The 26,970-nt window shown below is 43.4% G+C and carries 25 protein-coding genes; 4 read left to right on the forward strand and 21 right to left on the reverse strand.

Annotated features, from left to right (window positions below; translation table 11 throughout):
• Positions 1-145: 145 nt before the first annotated feature.
• The 4 genes from azu to norR all read right to left on the reverse strand — a co-directional run bounded on the left by azu (position 146) and on the right by norR (position 4,302).
• Positions 146-598, reverse strand: coding sequence for an azurin (gene azu / locus R7O12_RS03205; RefSeq protein ID WP_005375211.1), 453 nt, complete (start codon positions 596-598; stop codon positions 146-148).
• A 335-nt stretch (positions 599-933) separates the two neighbouring features.
• The gene (locus tag R7O12_RS03210; protein WP_053307895.1) at positions 934-1,584 is read right to left on the reverse strand and encodes an HAD family hydrolase; all 651 of its coding nucleotides are present in this window, start codon (positions 1,582-1,584) and stop codon (positions 934-936) included.
• Between the two features lie 269 nt (positions 1,585-1,853).
• Complete coding sequence (locus R7O12_RS03215) at positions 1,854-2,372, reverse strand: hypothetical protein (protein ID WP_005375218.1); 519 nt, start codon at positions 2,370-2,372, stop codon at positions 1,854-1,856.
• A gap of 397 nt (positions 2,373-2,769) precedes the next feature.
• The gene (gene norR / locus R7O12_RS03220; protein ID WP_065275447.1) at positions 2,770-4,302 is read right to left on the reverse strand and encodes a nitric oxide reductase transcriptional regulator NorR; all 1,533 of its coding nucleotides are present in this window, start codon (positions 4,300-4,302) and stop codon (positions 2,770-2,772) included.
• 190 nt (positions 4,303-4,492) lie between these two features.
• Here norR and norV point away from each other — a divergent pair, with 190 nt between their 5' ends.
• The 4 genes from norV to R7O12_RS03240 all read left to right on the forward strand — a co-directional run bounded on the left by norV (position 4,493) and on the right by R7O12_RS03240 (position 8,596).
• Entirely contained in the window at positions 4,493-5,995 is a 1,503-nt protein-coding gene (gene norV / locus R7O12_RS03225) for an anaerobic nitric oxide reductase flavorubredoxin (protein WP_213867408.1), read from the forward strand.
• Between the two features lie 8 nt (positions 5,996-6,003).
• Positions 6,004-7,152, forward strand: coding sequence for an NADH:flavorubredoxin reductase NorW (norW, locus tag R7O12_RS03230; RefSeq protein ID WP_213906021.1), 1,149 nt, complete (start codon positions 6,004-6,006; stop codon positions 7,150-7,152).
• 42 nt (positions 7,153-7,194) lie between these two features.
• The gene (locus R7O12_RS03235; RefSeq protein WP_318103678.1) at positions 7,195-7,533 is read left to right on the forward strand and encodes a DUF1971 domain-containing protein; all 339 of its coding nucleotides are present in this window, start codon (positions 7,195-7,197) and stop codon (positions 7,531-7,533) included.
• A gap of 184 nt (positions 7,534-7,717) precedes the next feature.
• A complete protein-coding gene (locus R7O12_RS03240) occupies positions 7,718-8,596 on the forward strand; it encodes an NAD(P)-dependent oxidoreductase (RefSeq protein ID WP_318103676.1) in 879 nt (292 codons plus the stop codon).
• A gap of 195 nt (positions 8,597-8,791) precedes the next feature.
• Here R7O12_RS03240 and R7O12_RS03245 read toward each other — a convergent pair whose 3' ends face one another.
• The 17 genes from R7O12_RS03245 to malK all read right to left on the reverse strand — a co-directional run bounded on the left by R7O12_RS03245 (position 8,792) and on the right by malK (position 26,887).
• Entirely contained in the window at positions 8,792-10,231 is a 1,440-nt protein-coding gene (locus R7O12_RS03245; protein WP_033906756.1) for a catalase, read from the reverse strand.
• 290 nt (positions 10,232-10,521) lie between these two features.
• A complete protein-coding gene (locus R7O12_RS03250; RefSeq protein WP_005375238.1) occupies positions 10,522-11,139 on the reverse strand; it encodes a glutathione S-transferase family protein in 618 nt (205 codons plus the stop codon).
• Positions 11,140-11,153: 14 nt separating this feature from the next.
• On the reverse strand, positions 11,154-12,188 hold the full coding sequence (locus tag R7O12_RS03255; protein ID WP_213873852.1) for an NADP-dependent oxidoreductase: 1,035 nt from the start codon (positions 12,186-12,188) through the stop codon (positions 11,154-11,156).
• A gap of 151 nt (positions 12,189-12,339) precedes the next feature.
• Positions 12,340-12,939: a TetR/AcrR family transcriptional regulator gene (locus R7O12_RS03260; RefSeq protein WP_318103674.1), complete on the reverse strand. Its 600-nt coding sequence runs from the start codon at positions 12,937-12,939 to the stop codon at positions 12,340-12,342.
• A 50-nt stretch (positions 12,940-12,989) separates the two neighbouring features.
• Complete coding sequence (gene yqfB / locus R7O12_RS03265) at positions 12,990-13,310, reverse strand: N(4)-acetylcytidine aminohydrolase (protein WP_005385855.1); 321 nt, start codon at positions 13,308-13,310, stop codon at positions 12,990-12,992.
• A 67-nt stretch (positions 13,311-13,377) separates the two neighbouring features.
• Positions 13,378-13,773 carry a VanZ family protein gene (locus tag R7O12_RS03270; RefSeq protein ID WP_053350073.1) on the reverse strand — a complete coding sequence of 132 codons (396 nt, stop codon included), beginning with the start codon at positions 13,771-13,773 and terminating at the stop codon, positions 13,378-13,380.
• A gap of 2 nt (positions 13,774-13,775) precedes the next feature.
• A complete protein-coding gene (locus tag R7O12_RS03275; protein WP_021707644.1) occupies positions 13,776-15,083 on the reverse strand; it encodes an oligosaccharide flippase family protein in 1,308 nt (435 codons plus the stop codon).
• An 8-nt stretch (positions 15,084-15,091) separates the two neighbouring features.
• The gene (locus R7O12_RS03280; RefSeq protein WP_213870336.1) at positions 15,092-16,123 is read right to left on the reverse strand and encodes a glycosyltransferase; all 1,032 of its coding nucleotides are present in this window, start codon (positions 16,121-16,123) and stop codon (positions 15,092-15,094) included.
• Positions 16,120-16,953 (reverse strand): putative capsular polysaccharide synthesis family protein, encoded by an 834-nt coding sequence (locus R7O12_RS03285; protein ID WP_017821256.1) that lies wholly within the window; start codon positions 16,951-16,953, stop codon positions 16,120-16,122. The genes R7O12_RS03280 and R7O12_RS03285 overlap by 4 nt, the downstream gene beginning before the upstream one ends.
• A gap of 15 nt (positions 16,954-16,968) precedes the next feature.
• The gene (locus R7O12_RS03290; protein ID WP_411913076.1) at positions 16,969-18,189 is read right to left on the reverse strand and encodes an O-antigen ligase family protein; all 1,221 of its coding nucleotides are present in this window, start codon (positions 18,187-18,189) and stop codon (positions 16,969-16,971) included.
• Positions 18,164-19,210 carry a glycosyltransferase gene (locus R7O12_RS03295; protein WP_170897549.1) on the reverse strand — a complete coding sequence of 349 codons (1,047 nt, stop codon included), beginning with the start codon at positions 19,208-19,210 and terminating at the stop codon, positions 18,164-18,166. The genes R7O12_RS03290 and R7O12_RS03295 overlap by 26 nt, the downstream gene beginning before the upstream one ends.
• Positions 19,185-20,012, reverse strand: coding sequence for a putative capsular polysaccharide synthesis family protein (locus tag R7O12_RS03300; RefSeq protein ID WP_213899127.1), 828 nt, complete (start codon positions 20,010-20,012; stop codon positions 19,185-19,187). The genes R7O12_RS03295 and R7O12_RS03300 overlap by 26 nt, the downstream gene beginning before the upstream one ends.
• Positions 19,990-22,170, reverse strand: coding sequence for a polysaccharide biosynthesis tyrosine autokinase (locus R7O12_RS03305; RefSeq protein WP_318125614.1), 2,181 nt, complete (start codon positions 22,168-22,170; stop codon positions 19,990-19,992). Before R7O12_RS03305 ends, R7O12_RS03300 begins: the two co-directional genes overlap by 23 nt.
• 15 nt (positions 22,171-22,185) lie before the next feature.
• Entirely contained in the window at positions 22,186-22,719 is a 534-nt protein-coding gene (locus R7O12_RS03310) for a polysaccharide biosynthesis/export family protein (RefSeq protein ID WP_005375265.1), read from the reverse strand.
• 12 nt (positions 22,720-22,731) lie between these two features.
• The gene (locus R7O12_RS03315) at positions 22,732-23,937 is read right to left on the reverse strand and encodes an outer membrane beta-barrel protein (RefSeq protein ID WP_031778890.1); all 1,206 of its coding nucleotides are present in this window, start codon (positions 23,935-23,937) and stop codon (positions 22,732-22,734) included.
• A gap of 10 nt (positions 23,938-23,947) precedes the next feature.
• Complete coding sequence (locus tag R7O12_RS03320; RefSeq protein WP_318125615.1) at positions 23,948-25,348, reverse strand: undecaprenyl-phosphate glucose phosphotransferase; 1,401 nt, start codon at positions 25,346-25,348, stop codon at positions 23,948-23,950.
• A gap of 420 nt (positions 25,349-25,768) precedes the next feature.
• Entirely contained in the window at positions 25,769-26,887 is a 1,119-nt protein-coding gene (gene malK / locus R7O12_RS03325; protein WP_005375271.1) for a maltose/maltodextrin ABC transporter ATP-binding protein MalK, read from the reverse strand.
• Positions 26,888-26,970: the final 83 nt, after the last annotated feature.

Consider the following 26,970-nt stretch of genomic DNA (forward strand, 5'->3'; position numbering starts at 1 on the left):
TCAATGGAGCAAGGGTTTCATACTTGCTATGTTTCTTGGTCACGTTTCCAGACGTGTTAGACCTTTCTCAATTGCTATTTTATCTATCAAAAAGGGAAGCCTTGGCTTCCCTATAATGAGTCTTCTTTTGGCTTGGCTAAAGCTTTTATTTTAGCTCAAATTTACCCTGCATGATTGCCCAGTGACCCGGGAACGAACAGAAGAATGAATAGTCACCGCCGGCTTTCATTTTCTCAGTACTGAACGTAATGCTGGTGCTTTCACCGCCACCAATTACTTTTGTGTGAGCGTAGACGCGATCATCATTTGGTTTTACGTAGTTATTTTCTGCTCCAGCTGCCATGCCATCAGTACCGACTGCTTGTAGGTTGGCTGTGTCAGAGATGACCACGTTGTGACCCATCGATTGCGCTGGCATCTTACCTGTGTGATTCAGCGTTAGTTTTACCTCTTTACAAGTGGCTGGTACGCTCAATGTTTTAGTAGAAAACTGCATCATATCGTTAGCATCTAATGACACTTCACACTCGGCACTGGCTTGGGCACCAAAGCTCATTCCTACTAATGCGAAGGTTGTTGCTAATAAACGTAAAGACATATAACACTCTCCATTTTGTATTTTAGGCTGACTTGGATTGATCTTATCCAATAGTTCTCATTATCAGCCAATTTTCACTCCAAAAACGTGCTTCAATCGGTATATTGACGTTTTGTTGCAAGTTTGTACTGGTCAGTTCCGCTATTTGATCACTCAAATGCCTTATTTCATGCGATTGCGTGAGTTAAATCAAAAGTCGTGATTAGCCAGAGTTAAGGTGAAAATAATCTCTCTAAACGGGTGGCAGAATTGTTTGGTTTTACGGTATTGGAGAGGTTTCAAGAAAGAAGCTCAGCTAAATTGCTGAGCTTCTAGAGAACAGACGACAAGTAGACCTAGCGAGTTTGTTTTAACGCATGCAACACATCATGCAGTGAAGGTGCGACAGTATGGCCTAATTGCTTTATTTCGTCACAAGGCTCAACCAAATCAGGAATTTGATAAGTGATCATGTTCGCTGCTACCGCAGCACGTACGCCATTATTTGAATCTTCAAAGGCGAGACATTTGGTTGGATCTACGCTTAGACGACTTGCTGCAAGCAGGTAGATCTCTGGATCAGGTTTGCCGTGTGACACTTCACAGCCTGTCGTTAAGTTGTCGAAATACTTGCTTAGGCCCGCTAACTCCAACTTCTTCTGTGCCACTTCTTTTGCTGTAGAAGTGGCGACTGCAATTGGCAACCCTTGGCCTTTCAACCACTCAAGCAGCTCAATCACCCCTTCTTTTACCGGTATCGCTTGGTGCTTAACCACAGCGTCGTAACGGTCGCGCCACTCTTGGTGTAAGCGGTCAAGATCATCCCCATAAGCTTTACGAAAAATCACTTCAATGCCCGCTGCATTGCGACCAATGATTGAAAGGTAAACATCTTTATAGAAGGGTAGGTTCTGGGCTTCACATGCTTCTTGGAAAATATGCATACAGACGCGCTCAGTATCAAGGAGCAAACCATCCATATCAAAAATAGCAGCTTGGTAGTTCATTACATTAAGACTTTTTGGTTGGGATGGCGCATTTTGACACAAGCAGATCGGTTTTTCTTCTAAAAATTAGAACTTGATTTTGATCCTATGAGTTCACATTGCCTCTGAACACACTATACACAGAGTCTATAAACTAGGTGTGAAATATAATGTTTTTAAAATTAGAAAAATTTCAGTTAAATAGATAAAACTCTAGCTTATATTAAGCTAGAGTTTTATTAATATTCTATTGTTATTTTAACTATTGGATAATTTATTAATAGTTAAAATTAATAATAAAATAATACCAAATCACGATTGTTTACGACTGCATGAGTGTACCAGCTCTTGACTTCAGATATTTGTTGCTCTGATAAGCCTCCGAAGTCAACGTTATCTTGGTGAATATCTTGATTTTTTATCATAAAAACAACAGGGAAATCGTCAGGGAATGGGAATTTTATAGGATAATCGGTATTAGTGAATGGAATATCGCAGAAATCGTTTACATCGCAAGGATACCAAGAGTTATTGGATAAGTAATAACCAGTTATCTTACATATAGCTTCAAGCAAGTAAGCATAGGCGTAACCCAAGTGACTGTATTTTATCTCTTCAGACAACATTTGCATAAGAAGCTCTTCAGCTCGGATGCTTTCGCCACTACTTTCCAGCATTTCATTAATCACCTTAAAGGAGTCTTGACACCTTTCCATGATGGCTTTTTCTAGCTCTGGATTACGCTCATTCTTTAGTACGTTAAAAACCTTTTCAGTATCTAATGAATATACTGTCGCCCCATATCCCATATTTTATTCTCCTCACTTTTATACAGTTAAATTCATTTAAGTGTTTTTATCGAAGGGATTATATTTTGATGTTTTTTGAAGGTAAAGTGTATACATAGAGGTTGTATTTATTATGATGAACTTTGAAAGTTTAGATTCTTAAAATAAATACTATATATTTAATTTTATTAGATCTGGCTCATAAAAATACCTTAACTATTATTGTGTTTATTGTTAAGGGTTATTAAATCTGTGAGGTGGTTCAAGACAATAAAATTTAGAAGAAAATACCGTCAAACTTAGGTGGCTATTCTATCTGAGCACTCAGCTCACTACTTATAGTGGGCTGAGTGAGCGGTTGGGCATCGGCTCTTTATTTGGCGATGAATATGCCATATTAGGTGATATTCGTTAGTGTCTATTTTATCCCTAGCCGTTTTGCTAATCGGTGCAAATTGCCGTTATCTAATTCAAGCTGACGTGCCGTTGCTGCCCAGTTACCTTGGTTCTCTTCCAGAACTCGAACAATCATCGCTTTTTGGAAGGCGTCTGTGGCAGGCTTTAATCCGCCTTCTGGTAGCTCAAGCCGAGATTTTTGTTCCGTTTCTTCAACGTTCTTGATGTTCTGATTCGGCGTTCGGATGTCAAAATCTTGCTCAACTAACTCAATATCCATGGCGTGGGTACGCGCTTTTGCCAAAACACCAGCACGTTTAATGACATGTTCAAGCTCTCGCACGTTGCCTGGCCATGAATAGTCTTTGAGTGCCTGCACCAAAGTGGGGGACAAACGAATGCTGTTCAATCCCAATTTGCTTCTTAAACGTTCGGCAAAAAAGCCTGCGAGTAACACCACATCGTCTTCACGTTCACGAAGAGGTGGAACATGAAGCGGGAAGACGCTTAGGCGGTGATATAAGTCGGCTCGGAAGCGACCAGCAGTCACTTCTTCATGCAATATACGGTTGGTGGCGGCGACAATGCGTGTATTGACTCGAATATGGCGGTCATCACCCACACGTTGAATGTCTCCATATTGTAGAGCTCGAAGTAACTTGGCTTGCAGCTCTAACGACAGTTCGCCGACTTCATCCAAAAACAGTGTGCCGCCATCGGCTTGTTCGAACTTACCCTTGCGATTGCTGATTGCGCCTGTAAATGCGCCTTTGATATGGCCGAACAACTCGCTTTCCGCGACCGATTCGGGCAGCGCCGCACAGTTGAGGTAAACCAAGGTATTGTTAGAGCGGCTAGAGCGATGGTGAATAGCGCTGGCAACCAACTCTTTACCTACGCCCGTTTCTCCCATGACCAATACAGACAACTCCGTATCGGCGACTGCATCAATCTGCTCTTGAAGATTCTTCATACCCTGAGAGTTGCCAATGATTTCATTACTTAAGGTGCGCTTCTCGGCGTAAGAATCACGTGGCAGGCTCGCTTGTGTCTCTAGTTGTTCTAGTAGGAGTGCTGTGTGTAGGCCACCTGCTGCCAACGCGCTGACAAAACGTAACTCTTGGTTGCGTAGCCCATCAAATTGGTTGGGGTCGAAGGCGTCAATAGTAATGGCACCAATCAGTTGATCGTCGATCAGCAAAGGTAAACCAATGCAGGAATGGACATGCAGTTTGTCATCGTGGTTTGGAATCAAGCCATCGTATGGATCAGGTAAGTCGCTGTCGGAGGGAAAGCGCACGATGTCGCCTGCTCGGGCAATGGCTTCTAATCTTGGGTGCTGCTCAATAGAGAAACGGCGTCCAAGCACTTCTTTCGCCAATCCATTGATTGCTAAAGGTTTAAAGTGCTGGTCTTCATATAAAAGAAGGGCAGAAGAGTCACACTTCAATACCTCTCGAATCGTGGTTAATAACGTATCGAAGCGAGCCTGTTGAGTGAGCGCCGAGTTAAGATCTTGCGTGATGTGTAGCCATTGCGCGATTAAAGAAGTCATAGCCAATACCGATTGTGTCAATATGACTATTGTAGTGTCTAAATGACTATTTTCAACTGTGTCTAAATGACAGTCATTAAAGTTGGGTTTTAATTAAGATATTGAAATATATAGCAATTAAAAGTTGGCACGCCCAGTGCAATACAAGAAGAAATTATTTTTGTTTATCCCGTCATTCAAGGTAGTAATTATGACAATTCACGTAAAAAACAACATCCACTGGGTAGGTCAACGCGATTGGGAAGTTCAAGACTTCCACGGTACAGAATACAAAATGACAAAAGGTACCAGCTACAACAGTTATTTAATTCGTGAAGAGAAAACCGTATTGATTGATACGGTCGATCATCGATTCAGTCAACAATTCATCCAAAATTTAGAGATGGAAATCGACCTTAAGTCTATCGACTTTATCGTAGTAAACCATGCTGAAGAAGATCACTCGGGCGCATTGTCGGCATTGATGGAGAAGATTCCGAACACGCCAATTTACTGTACAGAAGCGGCGATTGATTCGATTGTGGGTCATCACCACCATCCTGAGTGGAACTTCAAAACCGTAAAAACAGGCGACAGCATTGATATTGGCAACGGTAAGCAATTGGTGTTCGTGGAAGCGCCGATGCTACATTGGCCAGACAGCATGATGACTTACCTAACTGGCGATGCAGTGTTATTCAGCAATGACGCATTTGGTCAGCACTACTGCGATGAACGCTTATTCAATGATGAAGTGGATCAAAATGAGTTGATGGAACAGTGTTTGCGTTACTACTCAAACATCCTAACGCCATTCAGCAGCTTGGTAACCGCAAAAATCAAAGAAGTGCTGAGCTTTAATTTGCCTGTCGACATGATCGCAACGTCACACGGTATTGTATGGCGCGATAATCCAGTTCAAATCATCGAGCAATACTTGGCGTGGGCAGACAATTATCAAGAAGATCGCATTACGATTTTCTACGATTCTATGTCAAACAACACCCGAATGATGGCCGATGCAATCGCGCAGGGTATTCACGATGTCGATCCTGGCGTGGCGGTCAAAGTCTTTAATGTCTCTAAGCATGATAAGAATGAAATTCTCGCTAATGTATTCCGCTCAAAAGGCATCTTGGTTGGCTCTTCTACGATGAATAACGTCATGATGCCGAAGATCGCAGGCATGCTAGAAGAAATTACCGGTCTGCGCTTCAAAGCGAAGAAAGCCGCTGCGTTTGGTAGCTACGGTTGGAACGGTGGTGCGGTAGATCGTATCCATGCTCGATTGACTGACGCAGGCTTTGAAACCGCAGTGAGTTTGAAAACCAAATGGCGACCAGATGGTAAAGCGATGCGTGAATGTCGCGAACATGGTCAAAACATCGCGAAATTATGGGCAAAGCATGACCTGACAAGTCCTGTTATTTCTCCGGCAATTGCTGCGTCTGCACCACAAGTTCAATCACAACCTGCTGCGCCAGCTACAACACAGGCGGTAGTAGATGCTGCTCCTAGTAACCCTAGTACCGAGGCACATCCCGCAGATTGTCAATGCATGGTTTGTACGGTTTGCAATTGGGTGTACGACCCAGCTAAAGGTGAGCCTAACCAAGGTGTTGAACCGGGTACAGCTTGGTCGGAAGTGCCAGATTACTTCTTGTGCCCAGAATGTCACTTGGGTAAAGACGTTTTCGTTGAATACAACGGTTAGGAGGGAATATGCAAGCACCTATTGTGATTATTGGTAGCGGCTTTGCGGCTTACCAATTGGTGAAAACAGTGCGTCGAATGGACGCACATATTCCGCTGCAAGTGTTTACTGCTGATGATGGCGCGGAATACAACAAGCCCGATTTGAGTCATGTATTCAGTAACAAGCAAACTGCCCGAGACTTGGTAGTTAAAAGTGGTGAGGCGTTTGCACAGGAACACAACATCGAACTGTTCGCCCATACCAAGGTTGAGCATGTCGACGTGCAAGCTCAGCAAGTGGTCGCCAACGGCCAAACCTATCCTTATTCCAAACTGGTGTTTGCGACAGGCGCGAAAGCCTTTGTGCCGCCAATATCTGGTGGTGCAGCACCTGAGGTGATAACGCTGAACTCGCTACAAGAGTATCAATTAGCGGAAGAGCAAATTAGCCGCGCGGAACGAATTCTAGTAATGGGTGGTGGTTTGATCGGCGTCGAGATCGCCATGGATCTTGCAACCAGTGGTAAAGCCGTTACGGTGGTTGAGCCAAATCCCCGTTTGCTCGCTAACTTGATTCCTGAATTTGTTGCATTGCCGCTGGAGAATCAACTTAAGCAGCAAGGTATTCAACTTGCCTTAGAGACTGGAGTTGTCGCGATCAATCACTCGGATGATTCGCTGGTGGCAAGCTTGAGCAAAGGTAAGGAAATCGAAGCCGATGTAGTGATTTCAGCTGCGGGTTTACGTGCTAACACTTGGTTAGCGAAGGCTTGTGGGTTGAGTGTCAATAAAGGCATCGAGGTGGATGCTCGATTACAGGCATCAGCAGCCAATGTGTTCGCATTAGGCGATTGTGCTGAGATCCAAGGTCGAATGATGCCGTACCTCCAACCGATCGTGCTAAGTGCCAATGCTTTGGGCAAACAACTACTGGGGCAAGAAGCAGAGTTGAAACTACCGCCTATGATGGTAAAGGTCAAAACGCCGAGCTACCCAATTCAATTGGCAGGCGATTTTAGTTCGGTGACGAACTGGAGCGTGCAAATTTCTCAAACTGGCATTGCCGCGAAAGCAGAAGATGAAAATAGCCGACTCATGGGCTTCGTCGTGACGGGAGAACAAGTTACGCAAGCATTTCCATTGCTTCGAGAGTTGTCTCAAGCCGGTCAGGCTTAACCGATTTAAACGAAAAGAATTGTAATTAGAGAGGGTATTATTATGTCGCATCTACGAATTCCTAAAGACTGGACTGCTCAACGTTCAACGCCTTTCTTCACTAAAGACAATGTGCCACCAGCGCTACTGACTCATCACAATACCGCTGAGGGTGTGTTTGGGCAGCTGTGCGTCATGGAAGGGCAAGTGACTTACTACGGCTTTGCTGATGAAAATGCCACAGAAGCAGAAGTAGTGGTGGTGATTAATGCAGGCCAGTTTGCTACCAGTCCACCGCAGTACTGGCACCGCATTGAGATGAGCGATGATGCTCAGTTCAACATCAATTTCTGGTCGAACAAGGACAAGAGTGGGCAAGCGATGTTCCACGCTAAGCAGTAGTGAACCTTTGTAAGTGCTTTGACTGTTACGCTAATCGTCAAGTAAAGGGGGGTAGAAGGCGCAATAAACGGACTGCAATGCAGGATCATCGAGACCGAGGAAAGAGAAATCACGAGTAATGATTTCAATTCTTTAGTAGCATGTTACGAAACATTTCAGTCAGGTGAACTAAGGGAAGCGTGCAATGGAAAAACAACGAGTAGCATTTATTGGTCTGGGTGTGATGGGATACCCAATGGCTGGTTACCTAAGTAAAGCGGGCTTTGAAACCAAAGTATACAACCGCACAAAAGCGAAAGCCGACAAATGGGCTGAAGAATACCAAGGCATAGCTTGTGAAACACCACGTGAAGCGGCAGAAGGCTGTGACATCGTTTTTACCTGTGTGGGTAATGATGATGACGTTCGTAGCGTTGTTTACGGTGAAGAGGGCATTCTGGTCGGCTTGAAAGCGGACGCAGTGCTAGTCGATCACACGACCACTTCTGCAGACCTAGCGGTTGAGCTGGCTGAAGCGTGTGTTAAGTACGGTAATCACTTTATTGATGCGCCAGTTTCTGGTGGTCAAGCGGGCGCAGAAAATGGTGTTCTAACCATCATGTGTGGTGGTGAACAAAGCATTTTTGACCGTGTGTCTCCGGCGATGGATGTGTACGCGAAGCAGATGACGCTACTGGGTGAAAACGGTCAGGGTCAACGCTGTAAGATGGTAAACCAAATCTGTATTGGAGGCGTTTTACAAGGTCTGAGTGAAGCTTTGTTGCTAGCACAAAAATCAGGCTTGGACATTGCTCAAGTTGTAGAAACACTCAAGCATGGCGCTGCAGGTTCTTGGCAGATGGAAAACCGCGCAAATACGATGGCTGAAGACAAGTTCGATTTTGGCTTTGCTATTGATTGGATGCGCAAAGACTTAGGTTTCTGTCTGCAAGAAGCTGAGCGAGTGGGTCTAGAACTTCCACTGACTAAGAAAGTGGATGAGCAATACGCAGACCTTCAACGTGATGGTTTAGGTCGCATGGATACATCAGTACTGATCAAAGCGGTCGCTAAAAATCAGTAGTTGATGAATCAGTAATAGATAAACAGTTCTTTGGTATCAAAGAGCTTAAAGAAATCTAAGTTAATCATAATGAACCTCCTTGAGCATGGTTTATGACTTTTGATTAAGGATTAGTGATTTGAAATCAGGAGGTGCTGTAGAGCACCTCCTTTTTTATGTCTTTTAATCACACAGCGTGACGATCACAGCGTTCGCTTACTTGTTTAAGCCTAGTGCAATTTCAAGACCTTTGCCGTACGCTTCGTCCGCTTGGTATGCGTGTTGAACGTGGCGCTGTTGGATGAACTCTGGTACACCGTCCATTGCGCGAGCTGTGTTATCGAGCAGAGTTTGACGTTGCTCTTCGCTCATCAGACGGAATAGGTCACCCGCTTGGCTGAAGTAGTCTTCGTCTACACGATGATCGTAGTGATCAGCGTTGCCATTGATGCGTAGAGGTGGCTCAGAGTAATCTGGTTGCTCTGCCCATTCTTGTTTGTAGTTTGGCTCGTAACCCAGTGTTGAACCAAAGTTGCCATCAACGCGCATTGCGCCATCGCGGTGGTAGCTGTGAACAGGGCAACGAGGTGCGTTCACTGGGATTTGATGATGGTTCACACCTAGACGGTAACGCTGAGCATCGCCGTAAGCGAACAGACGACCTTGTAGCATTTTATCTGGAGAGAAGCCGATACCAGGTACGACTGCAGCTGGGTTGAACGCTGATTGCTCAACTTCTGCGTAGAAGTTTTCTGGGTTACGGTTCAGTTCGAACTCACCAACTGGGATCAGTGGGTAATCTTTTTGAGACCATACACGTGTTAGGTCGAATGGGTTGAAGTTGACTTCATCCGCTTCTAGCTCAGGCATGATCTGTACGTACATCTTCCATTTAGGGAAGTCTTGGCGCTCAATCGCTTCGTAAAGGTCACGGTGATGGCTTTCGCGGTCTTTACCTACGATCGCTTCTGCTTCTTGGTCAGTCAGGTTCTTGATGCCTTGCTGAGTTTTGAAGTGGAATTTCACCCAGTAACGCTCGTTTTCTGCGTTGATGAAGCTGAATGTGTGGCTACCAAACCCATGCATATGACGGTAAGAAGCTGGGATACCACGGTCACTCATTACGATAGTCACTTGGTGGAATGCTTCTGGTAGTGATGTCCAGAAATCCCAGTTGTTGGTAGAGCTACGCATGTTAGTGCGAGGGTCGCGTTTTACTGCGTGGTTTAGGTCTGGGAATTTTAGTGGGTCACGTAGGAAGAATACTGGTGTGTTGTTACCAACCAAGTCCCAGTTACCTTCTTCAGTATAGAATTTTAGTGCGAAACCACGGATGTCACGTTCTGCGTCTGCTGCACCGCGCTCACCAGCTACAGTAGTGAAGCGAGCGAATAGTTCTGTTTTTTTGCCGATGTCAGAGAAGATCTTAGCGCGAGTGTATTTTGTGATGTCGTGCGTTACTGTGAACGTACCGTAAGCACCAGAACCTTTTGCGTGCATACGACGCTCAGGGATCACTTCGCGGTCAAAGTGTGCCAATTTTTCAAGGAACCAAACGTCTTGTAATAGTTGAGGGCCACGAGGACCTGCAGTCATAACGTTTTGGTTATGTGCGACAGGGCAGCCTGCTGCTGTAGTCAATTTCTTGTTTGTCATTTTTCTTCCCCCTCCAGGGTTCAATACCTTAGAAACTGTAGAGGAGGTTATTACGGAAAAGCTGGGGGAGAAAACTGATATTGCTTATCAATTCAATAGATGGTGACTATGGTCGAAACTATATTAGAATCAGAAATTTACTACATTAGCTTGATTGACATAACAATCGGCGTTCTCGAAAGCGATTGACTGGGGGGAGCGCTATCCAGTTAGCGTGTCTGCGATGCTAGTAATATCGCCCCTTAAATGAAGTTTTACGTGTGATCAAAGGGGCGAAAGGGGGGAAGTAATTAAGAGTACTTCACTTCAAGTTGTTCAGCTTTTGCAAATGCTGGGTGTGTCGCGAGCTGTTTCCCATAACGTTCAATATTAGGGAAGTGATTAACTAAACCAAACTTTTGAACCAATTCGACAATGAAAGACATCATGATGTCAGCGCCAGTCAGACGCTCTTCTACTAGGTAAGTTTTGCCTTCTAAGGATTGCTCGAAGTAGCCTAGTACATTCATTGCTTCCTTGTCGGCATAGCCTGATAAAAACTGAGTTTCATTTGGCTCTTTGCTTACGAAGATTTTTAGCAGCATAGGTAAAATTGCAGAGCTTTCTGCAAAGTGCATCCATTGCAAATATTCTGTGTGTGCTTTTGTACCACGCTCAGGAGCAAAGGCTCCGTCACTGTATTTCTCAATCAAATATTCGGTCATTGCACCTGACTCAATGATAATCTCGCCGTTATCTTCAAGAACAGGTGACTTTCCTAATGGGTGAACACTTTTTAGTTCTGGCGGTGCCATGAAGGTCACGGAATCACGGACATAGGGTACAATCTCGTAATTTACATCTAGCTCTTCAAGTAACCAAATGATGCGCTTTGAACGAGACTGATTGAGGTGGTGAAGTTTAATCATTTACATATCCCTTTTTATAATGGGTCGTTAATCTGTACTACAAGCTTGCCGAAATTCTTACCTTCCAACAGACCGATGAATGCTTCTGGCGCATTATCCAGTCCTTGTACTAGATGTTCGCGGTATTGGATCTTTCCTTCTGCCAACCATTGATTAATATCTTGCGCAAATTCACCGTAACGATGTCCGTAATCATCAAAAATGATGAAGCCTTGCACCTTGATTCGTTTGGTCAGGAGCTTACCCATTAGTAATGGAAGATGGTCGGTACCTTCAGGCAGCTCTGTCGCGTTGTACTGAGAAATCAAACCACAAAGTGGGATACGCGCATTTGTATTCAGAAGTGGCATTACAGCCTCGAATACTTTGCCACCTACGTTTTCGAAGTAAACATCGATACCTTTGTCACAGGCATTTTTCAGTTGTTCTGCAAAGTCTTCAGCTCTGTGATCAATACACTCATCGAAACCAAGCACCTCTTTAGCGTAACGGCATTTTTCTTCTCCGCCTGCTATACCAACAACTCGACAACCTTTGATTTTACCAATTTGACCAACTGTTGCGCCTACAGGCCCCGTAGCAGCTGCTACCACGATGGTTTCCCCTGGTTTGGGCTGACCAATGTCGAGTAAACCCATGTACGCGGTAAATCCTGGCATACCTGCAACGCCCAACGCGTAAGAAGGGTTTTGCGGTTCTTTACCAAGTTTAATGACCATCTCACCAGTTGAGATAGCGTAGTCTTGCCAGCCAACAGTGTAAGCAAGAACCCATTCACCCGCTTCGTAATCTGGGTGGTTTGATGTTTCTACCTGACAAACTGTACCACCGACCATTACGTCATCAATTGCAACAGGGTCAGCGTATGATTCGGCATCACTCATGCGACCACGCATGTATGGATCTAGAGATAAATAAACCGTTCTCAATAGCATTTCACCCTCTCTCGGAGTCGGTTTCGTTACCTCTTCTAAACGAAAGTTTTCTTGTGTCGGTGCACCATGGGGACGTGACGCGAGTACGATTCTGCGATTTGTTGCGTTAGTCATATCTATCTCACTTGTTGATTAGACCGGTCGTCTAGTATTTGTTTCAAAATATCCCGCTTATTTAAAGCGGGAAGGTTTACTGTGTTAACACTGACGCTTTTTCTGACAGTGAAACGTGTGTAGGGTGTTCATTCTGCTTCCACGCCGCCTGTTATGGACAAGTGCGCGTATTCTGCAGTAAGTGTTGAGTATAGGTCAGACTTTGCGTCAATGCTGCCTGATCTTGATAAAGTTTGTTCAGCAAGCTAGCGCCATTCCAAAGGTAGTATATCTGCCTTGCTAATAACGCACTGTCACCATTGGGGATTGAGCCATCTTGAACGCCGATGTCTATGCAATCCGCTATCGCTTGAATGGTTTTGTCTGCTCCTTGGCGTAATGCCAAGCGCATTGACTCAGAGAGATCGGAGACTTCTGCACTTAACTTGACCAATAAACATTTGTTCGCATTACACACGTCGTCTTCTACTTTGACCATTTCTTCAAAATAGCTCATTAGGCGTTGGTAGCCACTCAATTCAGTATTGGTAAAGCGTGCGTTTAAACGCTCAAAATACTTAGTAAAGTAGTCTTGAATCATCGCTTCACCAAATTGTTCTTTGGACTTGAAGTAATGATAAAACGAGCCTTTTGGCACTGCGGCCTTTTTTAACAGCTCTGAAAGACCAACACTCGTGAACCCTCGGTTTACGATCAACTCGTATCCGACGTCGAGAATATGTTGGCGTGTGTCATTCGTCTTTGCGTTCATGGAGTGTACTATAGAATGAATTAGACCAGTCGTCTAGTATTTGTTGTGGGTTATTTAATCAGCTCATACTCAATAACAAAGAGCGTGTCGGTATTTGGGTAGATTTCTCGAATTAACTGCTTGAGTTTTGGTAGTTCGATGGCTTCTTGTTCTGCATGAAACTCATTAATATCTTCAAAGTGAAGTGGTTCTACAGAACGTATCTTGATATCGCAGACTTTACGATCCGTTTCTAAGGTAAAAACTTCGACTTCTGTATTGGGAACGTAATGGCTTTCTGATTCATCTCGAATCGTTATCGTCTTTTTGCCTGACGTGATCAACGGGGTTAAGAATTCAAAAAAAGTAATCTTGGTTGGATGAGATGGCATGATGTACTCGTTAGTCTGGTTGTTTGGCGTAATTATATACCCAAATCCCCCAGAGATTCCTGTATTACTAGAACGATCGAGTGCGGATGAAGCGAATTAACTTGGCACTAAAGTAACCTGAGATAACGCCTATCCAGTTGGTGCTGAGATCATCAAAACTAAATGATCGATTTGGAATAAAAAGTTGGCTTATTTCTTCCATTGAAACGATAGCCAACAGCAGTAGCAAAAGACGAATCCCAAAAACGTCGGTTTTATTCGAGCTCACCAGAGAAGGGAACGTGAAGACCGATAAAAAGCCGATCAATAAACTGAAAGTAAAGTGAAGCGTACTTGATCCGCCTAAGTAGGTTTCCATTTGCAGGTAAGCAGTATGGTGTAGGTCAGAGCTTTTCCACAAAGAGAGTGAAGCGGTTAGCATCAGGACTAAAACAAAACTCGTGCGTGCCAGTATTAAAGCCATAATTAACCTATTGGAAAGAAGCCTAAGTAACGTTTTACAAAGTACAGTGCAGCTAAATTCTGGATAGCCATGCCAATTGCCATTGCCCACGCTGCACCAATCACCCCAAACATTTGGCAAAGCGTAACAAGTAGGCAGATGGACACCGTACCGGAGGAAATTGTAATGTATTTCATGGTTCTCTCATGACCACTCATTAATAATAAAAAACCTACTGAACCAGTCGCAACATTGACTAACTGCCCCAGAGAAAGGACGACTAATAGTGGCGCCGCGGCGAGAAACTCCTCACCAAAAAACTGCATTACAAACTCGGGGAAGAGGGTGCAAATAATTACGGGTACAATCGCTAAACCAACATTAGCTCGGCACGCCAAGCGGCTCAGGTTCTGCAGTTTGCGCATTTGACGCTCTTTGTAGAGAGAGGCAAACATCGGGGCGACCACAAAGTTAATGGTAATCAGCACGAAGCCAATCAGTAGTGATGTACGTTGGGCTGCGGCTAACAAACCGAGTTCCGCTGTTGAGATAAAAAAGCCCGTAATAACAAGGCTTCCCCATTGAAGAACATTCGTGAAGATACTGCCAACCCAGACTTGCTTGGCAGAAGAGACCATTTTTTTGTTTGGTACGAAAGCCGATGTTTGATATTGATCTGAGCCAAGCCAATTGGCACTAGATATGACCGCGACACCTATGCTCGCTAAAAGCAGTGCGGTCATTAGATTGTTGATATTTTGCTGACCGATATAGTCTAGGGCAAAGACAAAAATGACCATCAACATGCTTACCCCAAGCTGCAACGCAAACAGAGATGATACAACTTTTCTACATGCTTGAAGCACCCGACTGTTGGTTTGCGCAAGCACCAAGAAAGGTATGCAAAGCAAGCATAAAGTAATCGCATACATTGGTGATTGAGTCTGGTTTAGCTGTTCTGGAAACAGATTAAACCCTGCCAACAAAACGCCTATGGCGAGCAAGCAAAATGCCATACTTCGATAAAGTGCGGTTTTATAGTTTTGGCTTTGTTCAAGCTTCTCTTTGTTATTAAAAGCGATCGCATTGTAACGAACTAACGAGACATCAAAACCTAGCTGAGAAACGATAGCGAGTAGCGAGACTAGGTTGAATAAAAAGAAGAATTGACCGGCCGTCGAAGCGTCACTGGTCTTCGATACAATCAGAGTCAGTAAAAAAGCAAATAGCGCACTCAACACACGCGTGATTGCGGTTTTTAATCCGGTAGATAACAAGCTTTTTTTACCGCTGGGCATCAACAGTAATTTTTGTTGAACAGTGTGAAACATAGGGGCATTTAACCGTAAAGTTTATTGAGTGCGAGGCGCTGTTTTTCTTCACTGAAGGCATCGTTTAATTCTGCTGTATATTGGCGAAAATCGATGTCTTCATAATGATTGACACTATGCGCGATCTGCTTGGCCATTTCTTCAGGTGTGAGCGCTAAAAACGGGTAGTTGAGATCTTTGGTTGCGCCGATGCTCCGAATAACCATAGGAAGATGTAACTTGGATGCTTCTAGAATGGTTAACGGCATCCCTTCCCATGCTGCAGTGTGTAGATAAAGGTCTGAACCCTTGAGCTTTTCAACTACCTCATCGCGAGGCAGCATACCCGTTACATCCACATTTTCAGTACGTAATTTCTGTTCGAGTACGTGGTCACCGCCACCTATCCATGTGATCTCTATCGGGCGGTTAAGTGCATACCGATTAAGGAACTGCAATGTGCTGATAAGAAACTGAGGATCTTTTTGGGGCGCGACACGACCAAGTACAACGAGCTTCAGCGCTTCTTGCTTGTTTCGCTCTATACGATCTTCACTTTGATAAGACACGTAGTTGTTGAGCAGTTCGGCACGTTTCGCACCAATGCTAATGGCTAGGTCACACTCTCGTTGGCTACAGCCTGCAACCACATCAATTTTGCTCAGTTTTACTTTCTCTAGTGCTTTATAGATCTGGCGTGCAAGCTCTGAGATATCTTCACGTTCGAAGGCATAACAGTGCGGTGTGTAAACCAAGCGTGCCTTGCCAAGCTTTAGAAATCGGCCGAGAAATCCCGCTTTACTCGAGTGCAAATGCACGACGTCGGGAGCAAGTGATGCAATCATGTGGTTTGCATCGCGAATAAATTGAAGCAAGCCGCCTTCTACCCACTTTGTCTGTACGAAAATGTGGTGGTTGTTCTCATTGGTCAAGTCGTTTTCTCGGGCTCTGGCTAGCAAGAAATGTTGATATGGCTCGTCTCTGGATGAGTGAACATAACTATAGAGGGCGGTTTGAACGCCACCTCCAAACGCTTCTGTAACATGGAGTACTTTCTTCATGATGATTTTGTCCCTGGTGTTTGCATCCATTTGTGTTTAAAAGCATCACGCTCTTGCTCTGAATAAACGTGGCGATACAAGGGAAGATCGTACATATAGAACAGTTTTGAGAAGTCGTAGTGATTCTTAAAGTGTTGGTGGATATTGGAGTACCACTTGTTTTTCGCTTCGTTGCTGTTTTTTAGCACGAAGTCTTGCAACTCAAGAAACTCACCGATTTCTTTATCAAGAGAACTGAGCTGTTCGCATTTGATTAGCATGACGTTGGCCTGAGCGTTCTGGAATGTGAAGAAAGGTTGAGTGTTGTCCAGCTCTTGGCGCATCACATCGATATTGAAATTACGCTTTAACTCGTTGTCGAACCAGTCCGCAAAATAGTTGAGATTGATATAGTTATCAAAGCAATGCTCGAGGTGCTGATACGTGACTTCCATATCTCGGTGAATTGCATCGTTCTTTTTGCCTTCGATAAATTGCAAATGGAGATCTTGAAAGAAGCGAGAAAAGACAGTTGCGATTGGATCGCGGACCAGCGTAACGATTTTAATCTGCTCGCGTTTTTGTAAGATACGTTTTCGCTGCTTGAGCACTAAGCGATAGAGTGCGCGGTTTCGGAAGTCGAAGAATTTACTCACGTCTTTTTTATTGTGATACATGTGAAATTCTTCGTGATCATCAAAGGTGTGGATGTGATAGCTCGGGATATTTTTCTCCCCTAGCGTGTGCTCAATTGATGAGGAGCCAACTTTGCCCATTTGGTAAACTAAAACAAAATTATCAGCTTGGAGTTCTCGGTTCTTTTCAAATTGTCGAGAGATTGAATACTTCATCTATCCTATCCTTGATTATTCATATTCGTGGTGATGGTTTACCGGAAAAGTATGAGCAATGGCCCTTGAGTCGTTGCTCATGCTGATCATGACGGGTAATAAGAGTATTAAAATTATGGTGGTGTTTACCGCAACGAAAAACACCATGATGAGGGCGTATATCGCAAGTAATAGGCTTTTTCTGTTTTCATTAAGACTACGGAAGCAAAAGCGAATAAAAAGAAAATAACCACCAAACAGCAGACCGATACCAAGCAATCCGTATTCAATTGCGGTATCTAACACAAAGTTGTGGGTGTAGATCGCCAGCTCATCATAGTTAAAGTAACTGATCATAAAGTTGGGTAACATTTTCGCGCCGACACCTAACACCGGGTGTTGAAGTAAAATATCTAGCCCATTGGCAAGTAAAAGTTTTCTATGAAGATTCGATACCCAGCGCGCTTCACTTTGGTTGGCAAATAAGACGTCTTCTTGGGTTATTTCCAATGTGTCTGCTAGAGTTTCAAACCCAACGTAGAGTGTGGTTGTGACGGCAGTAAACACAATGAAGCTCAAGGCTAATAAAATCGCCCACGTGTACGTTTCGCTGAGCGATTTTCTCATTAAGTTTTTTACGAGCAGTTGGTCAAAGAAGAAAAGCAGACAAAAACCAAGTAGCGCTTTTCTTTCTTGTGATAACACCAGTAATACTAAAGCTACGAGCATCAAAAGGTGGAAAGCGCGAATTTTATCTCGATAAAGGTACAGTAGTGAGCACAGTACACCGAACCCGTATTTACTTACCCCGAGTAACTTAAACCCGCTTTGATAGCCCTGAGCAAAGTGCCATAAGGCAACGAGCGTACAGATGAAAAACAACAGATACGTGAAATAAACCATTACCCGTTCGTCATCAAACACGCCATAGGCGTACATTAGGCTCAGTAGGCACAAAATCGCTAACCATTGCACAGTTTCTATAACTAGCGGCATTAAAGGGACGCGATTTAGCAGACCATTTATGAACACATACCCAGTGAACAATAGGAGGAACCCCATACAGGGATGCATGAGTTTTTCAGCTTTTCCTTCCAATACCACTAATGCAGTAAAACCAATGGACAAAAGGCTTGCGATGTCAGAAGGGGCTAGCGCTATTCCTCCAGCACGAAACTTCATAGGAATAAAGAACAATGTTAGTAAGCACGCAGCTATTATCGGAGTTTGGTTATTTATCGGTACAAAGTTCATCATAAATTTTGTAATAGCTGTTCCTAAAGTTATTCAAAGTAAACTGGTTACAACGTTCGACAAAAAAACAGGAAGCAGCTTCATAGGAGCTTTTACTACCCACTATGTGAAGTATTTTTGTTATTAAGTCATCGGATTGACCTTGTTTAAATAAATAAGTTTTATCTCCGATTACTTCATTTAGTCCGGGGACGTCCGAGCCTAGAACTGGTAACCCTTCAGCCATAGCCTCTACAGCCGCAAGACCAAAACCTTCTACTTTTGAAGATTGCACATACAGATCGAGACTAGATAAGAATCGAGGAATGTCAGATGTGATACCATACCAATGTATACGATGATCGCAGTTCAAATCTTTTGCTTTTTTTCTAAGAACTTGTTTTTTTTCTCCGTCTCCAGCTAGATGGAGGTGGTAGTTTTCTGGTAATTTAGCTATTGCACATATTAATGTATCGTGGTCCTTATAGTGATGAAGCCTACCAACCATTCCTATGTTTATAACTCCTTTTTTTTCTAGCGCCTTATATAATTTAGGTTGTCTAGAGAATCGATGAAGATCTACACCATTGAATATTACTTCATAGCGGTCTTTGTATGCTGGTATGAATTTAACTAATGCTTCTTGAACCTTGTGAGTGATGCAAATAGTTTTGTCATTGCTCATATAAAGAAGGTGCTCCATAAACTTAAATAATGGATAGTCCCTGCGTCGATTAGTTGTGTTATGTTCTGTTTGTATTTTCCTTTTTCCAAAGGAAAATAGAGCGAGGTATATAGAAGGAAATAAATGACTATGTACCAAATCTGGCCATTGGAGTATTTTCCATTTTTCAATTAGAGACAGTGACTTCCAAACATAGCACGTCACTTCACTTTCTTTCAGTTTTTCCTCGAAATCATTGTCTGGATTAAGAATGAGAACTCGTATTTTATATTGAGGCATATGCTGGACTACTAGATCTACAAGAAAGCGCTGTGCTCCACCATTGCTAGATAAGTCATTGATTATGTGTAGTATTTTCATTTAAATACTTTTCCTTGAGTGATAGGATTTCAGAGTTTGAAAAGAAACGTTGTGCTAATTTTGATGAGAACATTTCTTCAACGTACTCGGGTGTAGGTTGAAATTGCGTTTTGAATTCTTTCATTAGTGGCGAGTACCATTTGTTGTCTGATTGATTTTCATAAACAACATCCACGGGGTAACCTAAAAAGTCTTCAACTGCGGAGTTAGCCTTCGTTAGCTTGTCACTTCGAATGACCAACAGTGAGAAGTTATTGTTATGGTATGTTTGATAGCCTACTTCGTGATTAAAAGACTCGTTAAACACATCAATCCCTGTTAGTTGTTTGATCTCGTTGTCAAACCACTGCAGCGCATATTGATGATTCATGTGCTTATCAAATGCTTCTTGGAGTAATTGCGGTCGTTCGGTACGTATTGCGCTGTCATCCTTTAGATATTTGTCCGCCATCCAAAAAGGAAGTGCTTGAAAGAACATTGAGACATTTCGTCCGATCGGTTCACGCACCAGAGAGATAATTCGAACTTTTTTCTTGCGCTTTAACATATGGCTCATCGTTATACGCTTTAGTCGTCGCTTTAACGCATTGATCTGAGGCTTATGCAATTGCGCTCTAACGGGGGATATTTGTTTTTGCGCATCGACGGTCATAAGGTCGTGCAAGTGAATCGAGTTAGGAATGGAATGCTCTAATGCACTCGAACCTACTTTGCCCATTTGATAGATCAATACCGGCTGTTCTTGGCTTTTCAACGTTTGGTACCAAGATAGGTTTACGTTAGTAGGCGTATTTCTGGACATAAAGCGTCTCTCCTTCCTTGGCCTTGGCTTGTGTGATTAAGACGCCAAGAGATGGAACTGAGTGTTGTATTTGTTTAGATAACGCAAGGTTAACCAGTGATGATTTTGTTGATTCTGAGCGAATGACGGTGATCAGACCATTGGCATACTTACCAAGAATAAGTGCGTCACTCACTGACAATAGGGGCGGTGTGTCGATAATGATTCGGTCATACTTATTTTGAAAATGTTCGAGCAACTTTTTAAAGCGATCAGAAGCCAGTAATTCCTGTGGGTTTGGCGGAACTAGGCCGGCCGGTAATACATCTAAGTTGGCTTCTTTTATATGTGTAACACAATCTTTGATTGGCGTATCCATCGTCAGGATATGCGTTAAGCCAGGGCTTGATTCAGCAATACCGAATCGCTTTGCGATGGAAGGTCGACGTAAATCGCAGTCGATGATCAACACCTTTTCCATTTTTGAAAACGACACCGCCATATTGATACTGGTCGATGTTTTTCCTTCTTCTGGAATAGCAGAGGTAAAGGGCAATATCTTTTGCTTCGTGTTGGTTAATCTGAGCAGAAGCGAGGTTCTGACCGAGCGGCAAGCTTCACTAAATAGTTTTTCTTCATCATCTAAATACGCGCTATAACTGACGCCGTTTTTACGCAAATTGCGTTTTTTGACCATAGGAATCACACCTAAACACGTAACACCAAGTTTTTCCTGCACATCAGCTGTGCTTCGGATAACTTCTCGCATCGTTTCTAAGATGATGACTAGAGCGCAAGCAATGGCAAAGCCAAAAAAGGTGGCAATCAGTACCAGTTTGATTCGTTGTGGTGCCACCGGGAATAGAGGAATGATGGCTTTATCAGTAAAGCGAGCAGTGACATTCTTGTAGTCGCTGGTGGCGTTGGTCTCTTTCTCACGATTTAAGAACGCTTCATAGAGTGCCTTATTGGATTCAACCTCGCGTTTTAACTGTTCGTAACGCGCTTTTTGTGACCCTAACGATTGGAAGTCTGACTTTTTGTTATCGAGTTCTGCTCGAAGCATGTCCTCTTGCGCTTTTGCAGCAAGAAGGTCTTGTTGCTTACTGAAGGAAATGTCACGGATGAGTTGCTGGGTTCTTGATTGAATTTCAGCAAGCTGTGCTTTCGCCTGAATCATTCGATCATGTTTAGGTCCGTAGCGCTGTGCCAGTTCAGAGAGATTTTTGGCTGCCTGTGCTTCCGACAATTTTAGATCGCGGATTTGCGCTTGATTAGCGAATTCATCAATTGACAACAAGCTGTCTAAACTTTGCGAAGATTTACGTCGTAACAGTTGGATTAACGTCTGCGCTTCAATACGCTTATTAACAGTGATATTCAGCTTGCGAGTGAGTTCTTCTAGCTCATTTGCGTAAATTTCATCAATACCGTTTATATCGATCAACCCTTCTTTTAACAAGAATTCTTGCAGCGCTTGCTCCGAGTTACGTAATCGCTCCTCCAATTTTTGAGAGTTATTTGTCAACCAAGTAGCCGCATTTTGTGTAACGACCAATTTGGCTTCAAAATTTGCGTCAATATAGGCTTGGCCGACCGCGTTGGCGATTGTCATCGCAAGCTTAGGATCGGTAGAACGAAAGCGAATTCTGACTAATTGGGTGTTACGTACTGGCTCAATATCGAGTTTACTTCTGAAAGCTTGAAGTGCCTGATAATAGGACTCTGAAAACTGGGCGGTTTCTTTTGGGCTTGGTGCAACATTCAGTAGGTCTTGAACAAAAGGAATCGACTTTATTTGGTCGATTTTTTTATTTACCCCCCCTGAGCTTGTGAACTCAGGTAATTGGGTGAGGTTCAACTCTCTAATGACCTTATCTGCAATATGATTCGATTTTAAAATGGCGATTTGCGTTTGAAAGTACTCTTTTTTTGTCGTGTCGACGCCATATACTTCCTCGATTGAAAGGGCGCTTTTTTGCTCCTCTTGGATGAGTAGCGTAGCTGTAGCTTGGTATATCGATGCTTTGGAGTAGATATACCAAGTACAAGTTAATGAGAACAGAAGCGTGAATGCTGCGATGCTTAGCCAATTCTTTTTAATCGCTTTGAAGTGATGGCCAAAACGAATCAGTTCTACTTTGTTCATCTGGAGATTATTTGGATGAGTCCCGTTCATTTGATTCCCTGTCACTTAAAAGAAGCTCTGGTCAATAAATACAATGTCACCAGGTTCAACGTTGCGGTGCATACTGACTCCTTCCATCGTTTGACCCGTTTTATGCTTGGTTAGGTTAATGCCTTTGCGTGAGGCTCTGTCGGTCAAGCCACCTGCTAGAGCGATGGCCTTCTCTATGGTTAACCCTGGACGGTACTCAAATCCACCAGGTTTCCTGACTTCGCCATTAACGTAAAACAGACGAAAGTTATTGATGGTGACCATCACTTTTGGATTGATGAGATAATCGCCTTTTAAGCCCGTTTCTATTTCGTACTTGAGTTGTTTTGGTGTTTTTTTGATTGCTTTAATTCGGCCAAGGTAGGGGTAATCAAAGTAGCCATCTGACGTTATTAGAATATTTTTAATCGTAAGATCTTCTTCACCATAGACCTGCACGGAAATGGTATCGCCAGTATCGAGTAAGTAATCTTCCTCGTTTGAGTCAGCGTTGACCAAAGTGCTAAATAGCAACAACGCTACACTCATGAATTTGATGAATGCCTTCATTAATAATCCTTTTTACAGAGAAAACTGTGCGCTTAAAGTCCAAATATTTTGTTCGAAGCTATAATCCGATCGGCTAGAGTTTTTATCTTGGTATTGCCAATCGGCTTGCAGCTGTATCCAACGTTTGATCTGATAATCGATACCAAAAGATAGAGTGTACCGATCGTCGTTTCTGGAGATTCCCGTGTAATCATCTTGTTGATAAACAGCACCTAAGCGAGTTGCAAGGTAACTATTCCAATCGTGCTTCAGGTTCAGTCGGTAACGAGTTTGTAGGTTGTAATCGCCATCTTGATCGGGGTTAACCGCCGCTTGAGTGGTTTTCACGCTGACTAGAGTTTGTTCTTGAGGCAACCATTCAAAGCCGATATCCCAACTAAAGCCTTTAAATGTCTCTCGTTTAGCGCTGTCAAAATCTTTGATTTGATAACCGAGTCGAGCGATGCCTTTGGTTTTTCCTGTGACTTCCCATTCGGCACCGGTGTAATAGAAACTGGTGTTGTTATCTTTCGATGGCTGCGCAGAATTTCGGTGCTGATACTCGGTTACGATTTGGTTTGTTCCGACTAACCAATAGGTTCTTGGCGTCGCTCTTAAATAGAACTCCAAATGTGCATTGGGAGCTCGAAAATCGTTGTATTTAGTTTTAGCGTTTGGGCGACCAGGCAAGCCGTCACGATAGTTTTGATAGGTTTTATCACTATAGCCTAAACCGAATTCGAGTCTGCCTTTGGCACCGTTAGATCCAAAGACATAATTGGTTTTTACATCGTTACGGTTGAACTCTATTGGTGCGTCGATTGCGCTACCATTACCTTCGGTAATATCTTCTCCTCGAACTTCATGCTGGGCGCGAAAACGGTAATCAACCACTAAACGATGACGATGATTAAATTCGAAAAAGTTGGAAAACTGAAAAGTGTGGTCGTCGAAGTCGTTGCGATCGTCAGATGAAAAGCCAGCTTTTAACTTATATAAAATATCTGCGCGATAGCGATTCCGTTCTATACGTGCTAGTAAGCTTGGTTCTATACCCCAAATATTGACTGACTCTACATTGCCGGATTTTTCCGCTTTATTGATGTTGTCATCTCCCTCGTAGAAAGTTTTTACGAGGGGAATCAACTCTATACCAGACTCGGTTTGGTAAGCCATCGGTTCTGCGAGCAAGTCAGTAGAAAACAGACTCAATGCTATTGCCATTGTCAGTTTCTTCATAATCTCAACCTTAGTAAGCGTTAGCACCAGTGAAGCCTTTGAAAACGGTCATAAAGATGATTTTGATGTCCATCCAAACCGACCAATGGTGGATGTAATCCAAATCAAACTCGACTCTCTTTTCCATTTTTTCTAAGGTGTCGGTTTCGCCGCGATAACCATTAATCTGCGCCCAGCCAGTAATGCCTGGTTTTACTTTGTGACGTAGCATGTAGCGATCCACGATCTGACGGTATTCTTCATTGTGTGCCACGGCATGAGGGCGTGGGCCGACAATAGACATGGTCCCTTGCAGTACATTGATAAATTGAGGTAGTTCGTCCAAAGAGGTGCGACGTAGAAATCCGCCAAAAGGCGTAATACGAGGATCGTTCTTTGTCGCCTGTTTCACGTTGGAACCTTGATCCATGGTTGTCATTGAACGGAACTTCCAGACTTCAATCTTGCGTCCATCAAGACCGTACCGATGTTGTTTAAAGATGACAGGGCCTTTAGACGTTGCCTTAATGACAATCGCAATGACGAATAGAATAGGGGCGATTAAGACCAAAATAATGCTCGAAAACAAGATGTCTTCAAACCGTTTTACCCAAGAAGAAATTCCAGCAAAAGGTGTATCAAAGACACTTAGTGTTTGAACTTGGCCGATCTGCGCCCAACGAGAATGTAAAAGGTTATAAGTGAAGAAGTCGGGAATCAGATACGTATTTGCGGTGGTATCTGAGAATTGGTTAAGAAGTGACGCAATGCGCTCTTTTGCGTGCATTGGCATCGCGATATAGACGTAATCTACTTCCCCTTTTTTAGCTCGCTCAAGGGCGTGGTCAACAGCTCCTTTAATAGGATAATCAGAATTTGGCAATCTGTCGGAAGATCGTTCGTCGTAAAAGCCATCAAAAAGCACGCCGTGTTCTGTGTGGTTTTGAATTTCGTTAGCTAGGGTAATGCCGTGAGGAGTTTGGCCGATGATGATCGCAGTGCGAGTGTTGAATCCTTTCTTTCTCAAATAGGCTAATCCGGTACGGAATGTTACTCGCCATGCTAAGAACAGAGCGGGCGTAATCGCAAACCACAGCACTAAAATTGTGTTATCAAATAAGGTATGGACTTCAGAAAAATACAGCACAATAAAGATAAGTGCAGAAGTCACCGCCCAAGAAACACAGACAATAAACATCTGCTCTTTAAACGAACTGGTTCGCCAAGAGCGATACAGATTGCCGCTTTCTGCCATAAATAGAAAAGAGATGCCTCCAACGAAAGCCAATATGACGTAATCTTTCCCCATCGCAGTATTCATGTCTTTGAACACTAAAAGCAGCATAAAAGAGACGATGACAGCAAGATCTGAGATGCGATATAAAAAAGCGAACTCCATCTCATGAGAGCGGATAAGTCCTTTTTGTTTCATGACTCAGTTTCCCTTCTGACACGCTACCGCCCTTGGGTGTCTTCCCCAATTGCCGTGTCGTGAACGTTATTAGTAGTTAGTGCACAGAGCATTCTGTGGAATGCTGCTGAGTTTTTTGTCACGTGTAATTTCGTTGATAAGTGTAAAAATTTGCGTTGTTGAGGTAAGTGGAAATAAGAATGATATTTAGCCCTTTGGCTAAGTTTGGCGGGTTAGGAAAAAGCTGGTACTTACTTATGAGGGATGAGGAAAAGTATTAAAAATGAAGTATCAGTACAAAGACAATGGTTTATGTGAGGGTAGAAGAAACGGGTGATTTGATTCGTTCACGATTAATGATTTAGTATCGAATTGCTGATATTTATTAAGATAAAAAAATCCCTCTCAAGTGAGAGGGATTTTTGAGTAAGGACGAATGAACTATTCGACTTCTACGCCGTTTTCTTTGTATAGGCGGCGGCATGCGCGACCATCACTGTGGAACAGGTGACAACGATGAGCTGGAATACCGATCTCGATTTTATCGCCAGTGTCGACTGCAAGCGTGTCCGGCTGACGGAAAATAACGTCGGCGTCCGCGCCTTCTAGATTTAGGTATACTTGAGTTTCGTTACCTAGCTTCTCAACAATCATCACTTCACCGTGAATACTTGCATCAGCTTCAGAAGCGGATAATAGGTGCTCAGGGCGAATGCCTAAAGACATTCGGTCGCCGCGGTTAACTGTTGTACCATCCACTGGAATCCAGAAAGATACGCCGTTAGATAGTTGAACTTTGACGCGCTCTGCTTCTACTTCATCAATGAACACGCTCATGAAGTTCATTTTCGGAGAACCGATAAAGCCAGCTACAAAGCGGTTTTGTGGGTAATGGTAAAGCTCAAGCGGCTTACCAACTTGCGATACATAACCGCCGTCTAGTACAACGATTTTATCTGCCATTGTCATCGCTTCTACCTGATCGTGCGTTACGTAGATCATGGTACAACCAAGTTGGCGTTGTAGCTTAGTAATTTGTGCACGCATGTTTACACGCAGTGCCGCATCCAAGTTTGATAGTGGCTCGTCTAGAAGGAATACATTTGGCTGCGATACCAATGTTCGGCCAATCGCCACACGTTGACGCTGTCCACCAGAAAGTGCTTTTGGTTGGCGCTCAAGCAAGTGGCCTAGTTGTAGGATTTCTGCTGCTTGTTCAACACGCTTGTCGATTTCTGCTTTGTCTGCTTTTGCTAGTTTCAAGCCAAATGACATGTTGTCATATAAGTTAAGGTGCGGGTAAAGAGCGTAAGACTGGAATACCATACCAACACCACGTTTGGATGGTTCGACGTCATTCATGCGCTGGTCACCAATATACAAATCACCTGAAGTAATGTCTTCAAGACCGGCAATACAACGTAAAAGGGTAGATTTACCACAACCTGATGGACCTACGAAAACAACAAATTCACCTTCGTTGATTGTTAGGTCTACGTTCTTAGAAATCAGTACGTCGCCATACGCTTTACAAACATTTTTTAACGTGACACTCGCCATGTAGCTCGTCCTCGATCAATTTTTTATTATTCACCGCTCATCATTATATGAATTATCTAGCGAGCAGTAACAGTAGGAATCGG

It is taken from the genome of Vibrio sp. Vb1574 (assembly GCF_033338675.1).